Raw genomic sequence first — 13562 nt, 5'->3', positions numbered from 1 at the left:
TAACAAGCTAAGGGTACCTTCGGGTACCCTTTTTTTTGTCCGTTGACGCTATCGGTAACGGGTATTTGCTTGCATGTTAAACTACCTACTAGTCTTGAAACTAGCTGCATCTGGTATGGAACTTTACCATTAAAAAAGCTTTATTTGTAGGTAGACAAAAACTCGACATCTAATGAAGTTAGCCAAAACTAGTGCGCTGCTACTTGCTGCAGCGCTATTGAGTATTACAGCTTATGCTCAGCAAAAGGAGAACTACTACGTTAAGAGCGTGAAGTTCCCCGCTAATGCTACTATCGAACAGAAGGTTAAGATGGCAGCACGCGTTGTTCCAACACCTCAGCAAAAGGCATGGCAGGAGCTCGAGCTTACCGCTTTTCTCCATTTTACCATCAACACCTTTACAAACCTCGAATGGGGACACGGAACAGAAGATCCCCAACTGTTCAACCCTACCCATTTTGATGCCGACCAGTGGGTAAAATCGCTTAAAGATGCCGGATTTAAGATGGCAATACTTACCGCTAAGCACCACGACGGCTTCTGTCTTTGGCCATCGAAGGTAACCAAGCACACGGTGGCTGCAAGTCCCTGGAAAAACGGTAAGGGCGATGTGGTAAGGGAGCTACGCGATGCCTGCACCAAGTACGGTATGAGGTTTGGCGTTTACCTTTCGCCTTGGGATCGTAATGCAGAGTGCTACGGCGATTCGCCCCGCTACAATAAGTTCTTTATGGAGCAGCTTACCGAACTTCTTACCAACTACGGAAAGGTAGACGAGGTTTGGTTCGACGGTGCTTGTGGCGAGGGGCCAAATGGTAAAAAGCAGGAATATAGCTGGAAGGAGTACTACCAGCTTATCCATAAGCTACAGCCCAATGCTGTTGTGGCTGTGTCGGGCGAAGATGTTCGCTGGGTTGGTACCGAAAGCGGCTACGGTCGCCCTACCGAGTGGAGCACCACCGTGCTAAATCCAGGAGGAACCAACGAGAGTGCGGCTGTTAACCAACAGCTGGGTATTAACGCAATGAAGAACGATTTAGGAAGCCGCGAGCTGCTTGCTAAGGCTAATCAGGTGTTCTGGTGGCCTTCGGAAGTGGATGTTTCCATTCGTCCCGGCTGGTTCTACCATAAGGCAGAGGATTCGCGCGTAAAGTCGCTGAATAAGCTCGTCGATATCTACTTTAATTCGGTAGGAATGAACTCGGTGCTACTACTGAATGTACCGCCCGATACCCGTGGGCTTATTCAAGAAAGCGATGTGAAGCGCTTAAAGGAGTTCGGCGAGTACATTAGTGCTACCTTTAAGACCAACCTTGCTGTAGGGGCAAAGGCTGGTGCGGCTAACGGTGCTATCGACAAATCGGCGAAGACCAATTGGTCGCCGAAGATGCTTCCTGCTGTAGCCGAGCTTTCGCTTGCTAGGCCTTCGGAGTTTAACGTTTTCATGATTCAGGAGGATATTACCAAAGGGCAACGCGTAGAAGAGTTCGCTGTAGAAGCCTTTATCAACGGGGCTTGGAAGGAAGTTGGCCGTGGTACTACCATTGGCTACAAGCGCTTGCTGCGTTTGCCAACAACTACCGCATCGAAGATTCGCGTGAGCATTCTTAAATCGCGCGACATCCCCAATATTAGCAATATCGGATTGTTTATGGCACCGGAGCTGCTCGCCGATCCAGTGATTTCGCGCGATAAGCAGGGAAATGTAAAAATTAGCAGCGAATCGAAAACGGTGAACATTAGGTATACTACCGATGGCTCGGAGCCAACTGCCGCTTCGAACCTTTACGATAAGCCTTTTGCTTTGCCACAGGGTGGCGTTGTAAAGGCACGCACGTTCATCAACAACAACAGCGTGTTTAGCGAGGTTAAGCAGGAGTCGTTCGATATCTGCACCGCTAAGTGGACGGTGGTTTCGTCGAGCGCAGCACAAGGCTCGTTCCCTGCCGTAAACGCTATCGATGGTGCATCATCGTCGATGTGGCATACGCCTTGGGATGGCGCCAATCTTCCTAAGCATCCTCACTCTATTGTTGTGGATTTAGGCGAAACGCTAACCCTTAAGGGCTTTACCTATGCGCCCCGAACCGATGGTAACATTAGCGGAACGCCTATGCACTACGAGTTTTACACCTCTACCGATGGTGTAACCTGGCAAAAGGCTGCCTGCAAGGGCGAGTTTGCCAACATCAAGCATAACCCAATTAAGCAGGAGGTAATGTTCGATGCTCCAGCCGTTGCTCGCTTCTTCAAGTTCGTTGCGCTCGACGAGGTGGAGGGTAAGGAGTGGACCTCGGTAGGTGAGCTTGGCGTGATTACACGATAGCGCGTTGACGTAGAAAGGAGAAGCTATTTCACAAGTTAAAGAAGCTAATGGAATAATCTCTGAGTACATCTGTACTTCCGTGTCAATGTGCTTAGCTTAGAGCTTAAAATTATACGACCAAAAAAAATGCAGCACCAATCCCCATCGGTGCTGCATTGCTTTTATTGGACAACCAAGGTTGTCCTGCCCTTAAAAATCTACTGATTAAGCTTATCGATCATCTGCATGCGGATCTGCATCTGATGCATGATGGTGCGGTCGTAGTCGTTCTTGTCGTCGCCAAACTTGCAGTAGAGCACAAAGAGCTCTATCGAAAAGAAGAAGGTGAAGATAAGCGCCCAAACCACAAAGGCAATTGGGCTCGACATTAGAATTTTAAATAGAATGGAGAGCTCCTCGAGGAACGGCTTGTTCTCCTTTACCTCCTTTTCGACGGTTGCCCGTATCGTTAGCAGGCTATTCTCCTTTGCAACCTTTAGGTCGTGCAGCGTTTTTATTTGCCCATCGAGCTGTGCCAGCATCTCAATCTTAGGATTTGGCATCGATTGGGTAGTCATGGTACGTCCAACGGTAACCATTCGTCCGTTGGAGTCGGCCTTGGTTTGCGTTTGCGTATTGTAGGCCGTAATGGTTGGGTTCTTGGTTATCTCGGCGATAGCCTTCATGCGCTCGCGCTCCTTACGGGCAATCGACGTATCGAGCTGCGCGATCTGATCGTTGATCTCCTTTGTCTTAAAGATCATCGCCTTGTTAACCTTCTCCTGATCGACGGTTATGCGCTCGCGCTCGATATCATCCTTAAACATTACCTGGTCTATAATAACCGATCCGATGATGGCCATAACGATACCAATGATGATACGGAATCGCTTAACCGATCGGCTTTTTCCTATGGTAAGGATAATTTGACGCTCTATTTGGATCACCATAACCACCATAATGATGGCCCCGATGATGGAGGTTAACGTGCTGCCGTGCAGGTAGTGGCTGGTAAACTCGTACCCTATAAAGCACCACACCATGCTGATGATGAGCAGGGCAGAGGCGAACTTCTTAACCGCCTTGGCGCTGGCCTCGCTCGAACTTTTTACAATGCTGTAGTTGTACCCCGTTAGGTAGCAGCCCAGCTTTATCCACCAATCTTTCATTCGATTTATGCTTTAATCAGCAAAAGGTTAACCGCTGCCCGCTGTTGCCGGCAATGCGGGCCTCTTGGCTATGCGTTATAGGGTAATGTTCATCACTTTGGTTTGCGTAATGGCCGATAAGCCGCGCATAAAACCGCGCTGGTACGATAGCCTGATGCGCTCGCTCATTCCGGCGTTGTTTTCGGTTTCCTGCTGTAGCTGCTTTACCTTTTCAATATGCTCCAGCACCAGCTCGCGCTTTATTTTGAGCTCTTCCACCAAGTCGATTAGTCCGGCGCGGGTGCGCGAACCAATGTGGAAGTCGATCTCCTTTATCTTATCGTCGTAGTACATAAAAGAGCGCTGAATGAGGATCTGTAAGTCGTACTGGAAGAGCTTAATGTTGTCGTTCTTGTAGCTCTCGTCGGGGTTGGTGAGCGCATCGTTGTAGCCCTTGGTCTCGTAGTCGTACTGAAGGAAGGCGTAAATGGCATCGACTCCTAGCTGCGGCGTTTCGGATGTAGGCGTTGGAGCATCGATGGGCTGAGGCGCCATGCTGCGCTCCACCATCGGAACGTCGGCACCAGGAAGGCTGGTGTTAACCTTTTCTTTTTTTCTCGTAAAGTTGAATAGTCCCATTTGAGGATGAGGTGTTTAATTTTTAGCAAAAACGTATACCTATCGTGCAAGATTGCGCAATATCTGCAAATATGACGCCAAGCGCGGCTTTATGTTGCAGTAAATAGTGTTAAATAGGGAGTAGTGAGTAGGGAGTAGGGATTAGTAAAAACGCTGTGCCCCTCTTTGATCTCCGCGCCTCTGTGTTTGAGGATAGAATTTAAATGGAATTTATTCGGAAGTGGCGCGAAGCGACTCCCGCCTAAGCTGGATTAAACGGAAGAAGAATGAGACATCAAAGATGTTATAGAAATAGTTCTGGTAGAAGTTAAACGGAAATAAACGGGAGTTGTACTGAAGTTATTCGGAAGAAAAGAGGGGTTAAAGAATAATGGGCTAACCCTAATTAATGCACGTAATCCTCCCGTTTGGACGGGAGGTAAGGGGTGGGTTTTATGGGGAAGTAGTGAGTAGGGAGTAGGGAATAGTAAAAACGCTGTGCCCCTCTGTGATCTCCGCGCCTCTGTGTCTAATAAAAAAAAGCGGCCCCCATCGCTGAGGTCCGCTTTTAAAAGAGCTTATAATTACCTATTCCTTGTTTTCGTTTTTTGCTGCTTTGTTAGCCTCTTTGCGCCCTGCGTTGGCGAAGCGCGATGATAGGTCTTCGTAGATGGTTTGTGCGCTGGGGACATTCTTTGCTGCCAGCATCTTTACGTTTTGGTAGTAGCTGCGGGCATCGTTATCCACGTCGAAGCTGATAAGCGATTCGGTATCTTCCCAGTTCTCCAATATGGCCTTAAGGCGGTTGACAATCGGACGAACCTTCTTGTGGAGCTCTAGCTTAGATGTAAATACTTCCTTATCCAGAAAGATTGGCGTAAATTCAGGCTTCTGACTAATATATCCCTGAACGCGGCTATCCCATTCGAGAACTGAATTACCCACTTTGCCGTAGAGCTGGCGCTGTTCGGGGGTGAGGCTATCGAGTTTTCCCTTATCTAAAGTCTCTATCTGACTTAGAAGCTTGTCGTACTCTGCAAAGTCAGTGTCTAAAAATCGTGAATTAAATTGTGGTTTGTTCATACCTGTAAAAATTTTAGTGGGACTTAATATTTATTTCACTATGTTAAAATTAAAATATATTTATGAATAATTAATTCGTGAGGTGTACTAAAATTTACATTATTCATGAAATTTATATTTAGTCTGAATAGTAATAACAGCTAAAGAGCTAGCAATTTGCTCATGTAGCAAGGCAAAAACGGCTCTGTAAGGCGTATAAGGGCATCCTGACTAAAAAAGGTATTGGCGGGTGCTGAATTTAGTTCAGTAGGCTGCTGAAATAAATTCGCCTTTTTCTCAATTAAATTCAGCGGCTTACTCTACTTAATTCAGGCTTCGTCTTAATTTAATTCAGTAGGCTGCTGAATTAAGCTACCAAATATTTGAATTTAATTCAGCCGGCTACTGAATTTATCGCAGTAGGTTCCTGAATTAAGCTCAGCCGTTTACTGCATTCATCGCAGTAAGCTGCTCAATTAAGCTTAGTAGGCTGCTCAATTAAGCGCCATTTCTGGCCTTTAACGGCTATCCCCATTTTATTCTTAAAAAAAATTGAGCTAAGCAGTGCTAACGGTAAGCTATTATTGCTACATTAGGCGCATCTATTTATAATCGTAAGCCTAGTAGTACAAATTTGGGAAGGTTTCCTTCGTTTGCATCCCGTTCGGGGTAGTTGGTTTACGGCTTATTGATGGAAAAGTCTAGCTCTAATCAGACATATACACCTTAGCTAAGCGAAGTTTATTCTAAGTGCAAGGCTCGGCATAGTCTGTGACTATGTCGAAGGTAAGAAGCGGTCTTAGACCGCAATAAAACGGAAGTATAGGAGGTTATACTCGCTATGCTCAATTAACCAAGGCTTATAGCCTGTTGTTTAAGTAGCGTGGCAAAAGGTAAAAAGCGTAGACGGTGCCTACGCCTAGCAGAGGTATAATAGGAATAGCATATGAACGAAATTTTTAAAACACAAAATGGCAGCTTAGAGCTTAACGATCAGGAAATCGCTATCAACTATAGTGGTGTATTGAAATTTGTTTTGGGAGTTACCTATTTCTTATACATAAAAATATTATTCTCAGAATTTACTACATATAGTAAAACTGGTGCATTCGAAAGCCTTTCTACGCTAGTTGTTATGACCATATTATTTGTTGTACTGGTTTACGCTACAATTTTACACGTAACTAATAATCGAATAGACTATCGAAGTATTCGACAGGTAAGGATAAGGTATAGCGCTTTTATGGCAAGAACGGTTGTTTGCTTTGTATTAAAAAGTGGTAGAAGGAAAAGGGTTTATATAGATTACAACGTGAATGTCATAAATAGCATAGAGACGGCAATGAGTAAAAAGGCAATACCGGTTACTGTTACAATCTAGAATTTAGTATCCCTGTTGAATTTCCCCTTAAATGTGGATAAAAAAGGATGCTGACGAAGTTTCTGCTTTTAGAAGATACGAGGCGGCATTAAATTCCCCAAAAGCGGAATAGGAAAAAATTGAATGCATTATTCAAAAGATAGCGATAAAAAACCTTTTATGAGCAGAACTATATCCAGTAGTATAGAGACCGAAAACCTAATAATCAGAGATGCGGTGGAAAAGGATATTCCAGCGCTAAAGTCCATTTGCTGCAGCTGGACCGATAAGCAGCTGCTCGAAGGGGAGTGGTTTGAGGAAAGCTATATCGAAAAATGCATTTCGGAGGGCGATTTACCTCCTATTGCTAATGCCAGTAGGGCACTTTACCAGCTTAAGGCGATTTGCAGCAAAAAGGATTCGTGCATAGTGGGCTTTCTCGATGTGTACCATGGATATCCGAATCCATCAACGGTATGGATTAGCATATTTGTGGTTAACGCACAGGTGCAGCAGCATGGCGTTGGACGCGAAGCGGTAGCAGCAATTGCCGCCGCTGCAAAAGAAAAGGGCTATGCAAGCTTAGGCATAGGGGTACACCTTAAAAACTGGAAGGGGTTACGGTTTTTGACCAGGAATGGGTTCGATAGGATTACGGATATTCGTGGCGATAAGGATTATGGAAGCAGCAGCTTTTCGGTTATTTACTTGGAGAAGCCGCTTTAGTAGCCTATTCTTAGCTACAACTATTAAAAAGAAGAACCATGAGAACAGCGGTTTTAATTACCTTTGCATTAATTTGGATATTAAGCCTAATTGTCTTGGCTGCTGCGCTAATCGATCTATTCCCCGATAATCCTTTAAAGGAGTACCGTTTGGTTGTAGGTTTAGGTTTTATTGTGGTAACGCAGCTGGTGCGAAAGGCCTATCGGAATCTCAATAGGGTAGAATAGCGAATTTCGGCGCTATTGCCTATCCTAGGGAGAATAAATAAGGAATCAGTATGGATTTTGACCCAGAATTTAAAAGAGCCCTAGAGCTGCTACCCGGCAAGGAAAAGGATAAGCTGGTATTGCGGCTGCTAAAGAAAGATTTAAAGCTGGCCAGTAAGCTTCGTTTCGAGCTGGTTGATACCGATTCGGTGCAGGATAAAAGGGAAAAGCTTAAAAGTACTATTATAGAAGATGTTCAAAGGGCTTCAGATACCTACTACTCTCCAGGTTATCTGCTAATGGATGCTCGCACAATAAGCGGAAAGATAAACGAGCATGTTTACATCACTAAGGATAAGGTGGGCGAAATAACCTTAAATTGTGCCCTGCTTCGAAAATTACTAGAGCTGAATAGTCCGCGCATTGCTGCCGAAAGATATGGCAAGTCGTATACCTTACTCATCTACATTATAGCTCGCATCTTTAAGATTTTAATGCTCATTCAAAAGCAGCACGAAGATCTTCATCTTGAGTTTAGGGACGATATTGAAGCAATAGGAAATTTGTTGGGTAGCAATAGCCTCTTAATGAAGGCTGCTATTCATAATGGCTTGGACGTTAACTGGCTAATTCGGTTCGAAATACCCGACAGTATTGCCGATATCTATAAGGATTTACGCGAAAGAGGGCTTTTGAAGTAAAACAGGCTTTGCAAGGTTCTGGAATCTGCTCTATCGCTATTCGGCTAAGCCATTAGGTATTAAAGGGGCTGTCTTAATCGGACAGCCCCTTTTGCTATATTCTACGGATAGCGTTTCCGTTTCAACATCAAGATCTCCGTAGGTTGGCGGGCTAGCCCCGCCTTGCTAATCGAAGAGCTCGTTTAGCCAGCTCTTTTTCTTGTGGTACTTGTAGTGGTCGTCGTGCTTATTGCCGCTAAACGCTTGTTTGGTGCTGAAGCCCATTGGAGCATCAAGCGATAACGAGCGCTCAATAATTTTATCCAGCTCGCCACGATCGAGCCAAACACCACGGCATTGAGGGCAGTAGTCTATTTCTACACCTTGTCTCTCCGACATTACGAGAGGTACGTTACAGCAAGGACATTTCATCGTTTAGTAGTTTTTGATGTTACTAGCTGAGGTTTTACCCTAGCAGGGAAAAGTACTGAAAGAAGTATGGAAATGGTTAGAATTCCGAGTATCGTTAGAAGTGACGCGGCAATCGGTATTTTAAAAAATCCAACGATTACCATTTTAACCCCAACAAAAACCAGTATTGCCGACAGCCCATACTTTAGGTAGTGAAAGTATTGGGTAAGTCCGGCAAGCGCAAAGTATAGTGCGCGTAAGCCTAAGATGGCAAATACATTCGAGGTGAATATTATAAAGGTATCATTCGATACGGCAAGTATAGCCGGAATGGAATCGACGGCAAAAATAAGATCGGTAAACTCTACCACCAGCAGTACAATGAAGAGGGGAGTAGCAAATGTTTTAGCGTTGAGCTTTACAAAGAATTTACCGCCATGCATCTCTCCGGTAACGGGGAATATCCTCTTAAAGATCTTAACCAAAGGATTTTTATCGGGTTCGATGCTTTCGTCCTTGTGCGATAGCATCTTAATTCCGGTATAAACCAGAAAAGCCCCAAATACGTAAATAACCCAATGGAACTGGTTGATAAGCGCAACCCCGGCAAGAATAAAGAACGCGCGTAAGATCAGCGCACCAATTATTCCCCAAAACAGAACCTTATGCTGATACTTTGGCTTCACATCAAAAAATGTGAAGAGCATAATGAATACGAATAGGTTATCGACGCTTAACGATTTTTCGATTAGGTAACCCGCCAAAAACTCTAGGGCTTTTTCCTTCCCCATGAAGAGGTAAATGCCATAGTTAAAAGCTAGCGCCAGCAAAATCCATACAGCGCTCCAAGTAAGGGCCTCCTTAATTTTTACCTCGTGCGATTTGCGGTGAAACACACCTAGGTCTAAGGTGAGCATTAGCAGTACAAATACAATAAATCCGATCCAAATGTAGGCGTTTATAATCATGCTGTTTGTTTTAAAATAAGTACGTTACGAGGACAAAACCTCCTATAAGTAGCACCGTAAATCCTAATGCCAGCGCATTAAAATACTTGTCGATAAAGTGCTTGATGCTTGCTCCAAATCGCCAGATAAGGTATGCAATAAGGAAAAATCGCAAACCACGGCTTATAAAGGAAGCAAGGACGAACATTGGCATATTTAAATCGAACACTCCAGAGGTTATGGTGAAAACCTTATAGGGTATTGGAGTAAATCCTGCCGTAAAAATCACCCAAAAATCCCACTGGTTGAATAGCTCTTTAATGCTATTGTAAAGGTCTATAGAGAATCCAGGGATATTGTTAAAGAAGAAGTTGGCAAATGGGGTAAACTCTCCGCTAGGAGAAATCCATGCAAAAAAGCCAATATAGTAGCCCACAATAGCGCCTAGTATAGAGCCTATTGTACAGTTTAGGGCAAATCGAAACGATTTTGAGGTACATCCCAAAGCCAGAGCTATAAGCAGAATATCGGGAGGTACGGGGAAAAATATCGATTCTACGAAGGCGGTAATAAATAGAGCCAATGGTCCGTAGGGTGTATCAGCCCATTTTAGAATCCAGCTATACATCGATCTTAACCAAGCCATAGATAGGTTATCCTGATTTAATTGTTGTAAAATAAAACGTTACCAGAACGGTAATACGAGCGCTAATATCGTATCCGGGAGCCTAATGTGGTTTTTATGAATGGCATCTAACCGTTTAAAAGATGCAATCAACCATCACATTAAAAATGTTGCTATACGCGTGCGGCTTACACGAACGACGTATTTGTGCATAAGTAGGGCTAAGCGGATAGGCTTTTTAGCAGCTTTTGGGCGGTTGCCAAATAGGGGCGGGGTAATGAATGATTGCGCTGCTCGTATGAACGATACTATGCTCCTTTTTTTGTGCCGATAAAAGGGGCATGCAAGCATCGGTGCTAATTTTATCGTCGTTGTACGAGTCTATCTCTGATGCATCCTTAATTACGAAGCTCTCTTTCCCTTCCATGAGCTCAACAGCACATAGGTTAGGGTCGCTCTGTGCGTTTTCGCTCAAGCCATAGCAAAAGAGAACTGCTAGAAGAAATACTAGTCGAAATGATATTTGACGATACATGCTCATTCGGCTTCAAAAGTACTATTATCCACGGAAGTACAGAAAAACGGATGTTAAATAACGTCAGATACAGGTAAAATGGATGAAGGTCACGAATATCGAAAGCAGGGCAAAGCTATCCTTGACCTACTTAAAATTGCAATAAAAGCAATTGATTTGATACAAAAGGCATCGATAGGATAGATTCGAAGTTGAAATTTTTGGCTTGCAGCGTACGATCGGCTTTTGCGAAAGCTTTACCAATCTAGGAGACGCGTATTCGCAGCTTCTTTAAATCCTTTTTTACGCAAACCAAAGGTGCTGCACTACAATTTTTACCCCAATAGCGATAAGGATTATTCCACCAAGCACCTCAATTTTTTCTCCTAAATGGGCGCCAGTTTTTTTTCCTAAGAATATTCCGAGCATTGAGGCAAACATGGTAACCCCTCCAATAACAATAACGGCAAGTGGAAGATTAACCTCGAACATCCCGAAGCTAACGCCAACAATCAGCGCGTCGATGCTGGTTGCAATGGCCATTCCTACCATCACCTTTACGTTAAGCGGATCAAATTCCTTATCGTCTCCTTTGCTAAAGCTTTCGTAGATCATTTTACCACCAAGTATGGCGAGCAGAATAAACGCAATCCAGTGATCCCACTCTTGAATGTACTCCTTAATGCTGATTCCTAAAAACCATCCGATTGCAGGCATCAACCCTTGAAAAGCACCAAGTACAATAGCAATTCGAAGCGCCTGCTTAAAGGTTATTTCCCTTTTCATTAGTCCGCTCGAAATAGAAACGGCAAACGTATCGAAGCAGAGGCCAACGGCAAGGGCAAAAAGGGTAAGGAGTTCCATAAATGGCAGTAAAATGTGCGGGTTACTTAATTAGCCGACGAAAATACCAAAAAGTAGGTATATGAAGGCATTCAGTTTATATCTTTTTTTGCAACGTAATTTTAATCAAGTCTAAATAATGGTTGATTGTAGGGCGCAGATTATTTCAAAGGAGGCTGCGCTTATGGTTTAGCCGGTATTTAGTAGCAGAAAACTTAATAAAGTCTGTAATGAAAAAGGATCTACTGTTAGCTGCATTTGCCCTTTTAGGCGGAATGTCAGCGGTAAATGGACAAGGTTTAGCTGTAAACGATGCCGAAAGAGCATCTCGTTTGTCGATTGGCGGCTACGGAACCATCGATTATGTTCAGCCTATCAAATCGGGCTTTAAGCAAAATGGGAATTTGGATGTTAGCCGTGTGGTTATGATGATGAACTACCAGTTTTCGTCGAAAACATCATTTCATACGGAGATCGAATTTGAGCATGTAAAGGAAATTTGGATTGAACAGGCTTACCTGAACCATCGTTTCGACGAAAGGTTGCAGCTTAAAGCTGGTTTGCTGTTAACTCCATTTGGTATCGTAAACGAGTATCACGAGCCAACATCGTTTAATGGGGTGCTGCGTCCTGCCGTCGACAATAGTATTATACCATCAACATGGCGCGAGATTGGCGCAGGCTTTCAAGGGCGATTCAGTGAGGCTGGCTTGGGCTATCAGGTGTACGTAATGAATGGGTTTAAAAGCTACGATGGTGGCGGTTTGCTTGGCGGATCGTCCGGATTGAGAGGTGGTCGTCAGAAGGGAGCAAAGGCTGTAATGGGCAGCCCAAGCGTAGCCGCACGTCTTACCTACGATGCGGTTCCGAATCTGGTACTGGGAGTATCAGGTTATTTTGGCGAAACAGGTTCAACGCTATTCAATAAGCTGGATAAGAGCAACCATGCAGCCATGGCAAAGGCCGACTCTTCGGTTGTAAATATCTCGATGGTTGGTGCCGATTACCGTTACTCAATAGGAAACTTCAAAACACGAGGGGTGGTTGCATATGCATCGTTGGCTAATGTTGCCGAGTACAATAAGCTTACAAAAAAGGATTTAGGTTCTGCAATGCTTGGCTACTACGTAGAGTTTGCCTACGACCTATTTGCTAAAGATGGCAGCGGCGAAGGTGCTCTTACCCCCTTTGTACGCTACGAAAAGTACGATACCAACTATAAGGTTGCATCGGGAGCAACACGAAAGGATGCCTACAATAAGCAGGATTGGGTGTTTGGGGTTGGCTACCGAATTGCTAAAGGTGCGGTGCTCAAAGCCGACTATTTGTTGTCCAAGTCTAAAGCCGACGATTCTGCCGTTGGAACGCTAAATCTAGGAGTTGGCGTAACCTTCTAATCAATTATCATGAAACCCGCAAGACTAGCAGTCGCAAACAGGCATGAATAAAGCCTTGTTATGCGGGTTGCATTTAGCCTTTAAAAACAATTTTATTCGGATGAAAAAGGTATTTCTGCTAGTTGTGTTTTTGGGTGTCCTTAGCGTTTCGGCAATGGCTAAGTTGGAGCTTTCGAAGTTCTCGCAGAGTAAGCAGAAGGAATTAATTGATGGCTGCTTTGGTCGTGGCTATTCGCTTACCTACTTAACCATTGACGATAACACCCAGCGAAGGTTGGCGAAGCCAATGCCCGATGGTACTCTATGCATTGTCAAAAAGGAAGGGAATGCCGTGGGGTATGTTTACGTATCTCAAACCAACGGACGAACGGAAACATTCGACTATGCGGTTGTTTTTGATGCCGATTTGGTTACCTCTAAGGTGAAAATTTTGGAATACCGACCTCCGTATGGAGGAGCCGTGGCTAGCCGATTTTGGCTAAAGCAGTTTGCCGGTAAGGCAATTGGTTACATTTTCGAGTATAGGCGTAATGTTGATGCTATGAGCGGTGCTACGATATCGGCTACATCAATAGTTCAGGATATAAACTTGGTGAAGCACAATATTTCCCTGCTACATCAGCTGGGTGTCCTATAATGCTTTTTGAGGTTATTCAAGTAGGTTAGACTTATATGCTTTTTAGTCTAAGCCCACTCGTATCATATACGGGTGGGCTTTCT

The 13562-nt window shown here is 44.3% G+C and carries 14 protein-coding genes; 7 read left to right on the top strand and 7 right to left on the bottom strand.

Annotation, left to right across the window (positions count from 1 at the left end; genetic code table 11):
* The first annotated feature begins 172 nt into the window (after window positions 1-172).
* Window positions 173-2326, top strand: a complete 2154-nt coding sequence (locus CLV25_RS11370) for an alpha-L-fucosidase (protein ID WP_131839775.1) — start codon at window positions 173-175, stop codon at window positions 2324-2326.
* A gap of 197 nt (window positions 2327-2523) precedes the next feature.
* On the opposite strand, the gene CLV25_RS11365 is transcribed toward CLV25_RS11370, so the two are convergent.
* From CLV25_RS11365 to CLV25_RS11355, 3 genes are all read right to left on the bottom strand, one after another.
* Complete coding sequence (locus CLV25_RS11365; RefSeq protein WP_131839774.1) at window positions 2524-3474, bottom strand: DUF4407 domain-containing protein; 951 nt, start codon at window positions 3472-3474, stop codon at window positions 2524-2526.
* Window positions 3475-3549: 75 nt separating this feature from the next.
* Complete coding sequence (locus CLV25_RS11360; protein WP_131839773.1) at window positions 3550-4092, bottom strand: hypothetical protein; 543 nt, start codon at window positions 4090-4092, stop codon at window positions 3550-3552.
* Between the two features lie 567 nt (window positions 4093-4659).
* Window positions 4660-5154: a hypothetical protein gene (locus CLV25_RS11355; RefSeq protein WP_131839772.1), complete on the bottom strand. Its 495-nt coding sequence runs from the start codon at window positions 5152-5154 to the stop codon at window positions 4660-4662.
* Window positions 5155-6079: 925 nt separating this feature from the next.
* Here CLV25_RS11355 and CLV25_RS11350 point away from each other — a divergent pair.
* From CLV25_RS11350 to CLV25_RS11335, 4 genes are all read left to right on the top strand, one after another.
* Entirely contained in the window at window positions 6080-6514 is a 435-nt protein-coding gene (locus CLV25_RS11350) for a hypothetical protein (RefSeq protein ID WP_131839771.1), read from the top strand.
* 159 nt (window positions 6515-6673) lie between these two features.
* A complete protein-coding gene (locus tag CLV25_RS11345) occupies window positions 6674-7219 on the top strand; it encodes a GNAT family N-acetyltransferase (RefSeq protein WP_165877071.1) in 546 nt (181 codons plus the stop codon).
* A 38-nt stretch (window positions 7220-7257) separates the two neighbouring features.
* Window positions 7258-7446: a hypothetical protein gene (locus CLV25_RS11340; RefSeq protein WP_131839769.1), complete on the top strand. Its 189-nt coding sequence runs from the start codon at window positions 7258-7260 to the stop codon at window positions 7444-7446.
* Between the two features lie 50 nt (window positions 7447-7496).
* Entirely contained in the window at window positions 7497-8126 is a 630-nt protein-coding gene (locus CLV25_RS11335) for a hypothetical protein (protein ID WP_131839768.1), read from the top strand.
* 165 nt (window positions 8127-8291) lie between these two features.
* On the opposite strand, the gene CLV25_RS11330 is transcribed toward CLV25_RS11335, so the two are convergent.
* The 4 genes from CLV25_RS11330 to CLV25_RS11315 form a co-directional block, all read right to left on the bottom strand.
* Window positions 8292-8537, bottom strand: coding sequence for a TFIIB-type zinc ribbon-containing protein (locus CLV25_RS11330; protein ID WP_131839767.1), 246 nt, complete (start codon window positions 8535-8537; stop codon window positions 8292-8294).
* Window positions 8534-9484, bottom strand: a complete 951-nt coding sequence (locus tag CLV25_RS11325; protein ID WP_131839766.1) for a TerC family protein — start codon at window positions 9482-9484, stop codon at window positions 8534-8536. Before CLV25_RS11325 ends, CLV25_RS11330 begins: the two co-directional genes overlap by 4 nt.
* Window positions 9485-9494: 10 nt before the next feature.
* Complete coding sequence (locus tag CLV25_RS11320; RefSeq protein ID WP_131839765.1) at window positions 9495-10109, bottom strand: YqaA family protein; 615 nt, start codon at window positions 10107-10109, stop codon at window positions 9495-9497.
* A gap of 796 nt (window positions 10110-10905) precedes the next feature.
* Entirely contained in the window at window positions 10906-11466 is a 561-nt protein-coding gene (locus tag CLV25_RS11315; protein ID WP_131839764.1) for a manganese efflux pump MntP, read from the bottom strand.
* Between the two features lie 209 nt (window positions 11467-11675).
* Here CLV25_RS11315 and CLV25_RS11310 point away from each other — a divergent pair, with 209 nt between their 5' ends.
* Entirely contained in the window at window positions 11676-12842 is a 1167-nt protein-coding gene (locus CLV25_RS11310) for a hypothetical protein (RefSeq protein WP_131839763.1), read from the top strand.
* Window positions 12843-12942: 100 nt separating this feature from the next.
* On the top strand, window positions 12943-13479 hold the full coding sequence (locus CLV25_RS11305; protein ID WP_131839762.1) for an FMN-binding protein: 537 nt from the start codon (window positions 12943-12945) through the stop codon (window positions 13477-13479).
* Window positions 13480-13562 lie beyond the last annotated feature (83 nt).

Source organism: Acetobacteroides hydrogenigenes, from assembly GCF_004340205.1.
In the GTDB taxonomy this organism is placed as follows: domain Bacteria; phylum Bacteroidota; class Bacteroidia; order Bacteroidales; family ZOR0009; genus Acetobacteroides; species Acetobacteroides hydrogenigenes.
Note: the sequence above shows the minus strand (reverse complement) of the source record. Positions and strands in the feature narration are given on the sequence as shown.

What these genes read in the sequence shown, in the direction of transcription:
- CLV25_RS11355 (WP_131839772.1), bottom strand. Translation starts at nt 5,154, where the DNA reads ATGAACAAACCACAATTTAATTCACGATTTTTAGACACTGACTTTGCA.
- CLV25_RS11365 (WP_131839774.1), bottom strand. Translation starts at nt 3,474, where the DNA reads ATGAAAGATTGGTGGATAAAGCTGGGCTGCTACCTAACGGGGTACAAC.
- CLV25_RS11335 (WP_131839768.1), top strand. Translation starts at nt 7,497, where the DNA reads ATGGATTTTGACCCAGAATTTAAAAGAGCCCTAGAGCTGCTACCCGGC.
- CLV25_RS11350 (WP_131839771.1), top strand. Translation starts at nt 6,080, where the DNA reads ATGAACGAAATTTTTAAAACACAAAATGGCAGCTTAGAGCTTAACGAT.
- CLV25_RS11305 (WP_131839762.1), top strand. Translation starts at nt 12,943, where the DNA reads ATGAAAAAGGTATTTCTGCTAGTTGTGTTTTTGGGTGTCCTTAGCGTT.
- CLV25_RS11325 (WP_131839766.1), bottom strand. Translation starts at nt 9,484, where the DNA reads ATGATTATAAACGCCTACATTTGGATCGGATTTATTGTATTTGTACTG.
- CLV25_RS11320 (WP_131839765.1), bottom strand. Translation starts at nt 10,109, where the DNA reads ATGGCTTGGTTAAGATCGATGTATAGCTGGATTCTAAAATGGGCTGAT.
- CLV25_RS11310 (WP_131839763.1), top strand. Translation starts at nt 11,676, where the DNA reads ATGAAAAAGGATCTACTGTTAGCTGCATTTGCCCTTTTAGGCGGAATG.
- CLV25_RS11315 (WP_131839764.1), bottom strand. Translation starts at nt 11,466, where the DNA reads ATGGAACTCCTTACCCTTTTTGCCCTTGCCGTTGGCCTCTGCTTCGAT.
- CLV25_RS11370 (WP_131839775.1), top strand. Translation starts at nt 173, where the DNA reads ATGAAGTTAGCCAAAACTAGTGCGCTGCTACTTGCTGCAGCGCTATTG.
- CLV25_RS11340 (WP_131839769.1), top strand. Translation starts at nt 7,258, where the DNA reads ATGAGAACAGCGGTTTTAATTACCTTTGCATTAATTTGGATATTAAGC.
- CLV25_RS11330 (WP_131839767.1), bottom strand. Translation starts at nt 8,537, where the DNA reads ATGAAATGTCCTTGCTGTAACGTACCTCTCGTAATGTCGGAGAGACAA.
- CLV25_RS11360 (WP_131839773.1), bottom strand. Translation starts at nt 4,092, where the DNA reads ATGGGACTATTCAACTTTACGAGAAAAAAAGAAAAGGTTAACACCAGC.
- CLV25_RS11345 (WP_165877071.1), top strand. Translation starts at nt 6,674, where the DNA reads ATGAGCAGAACTATATCCAGTAGTATAGAGACCGAAAACCTAATAATC.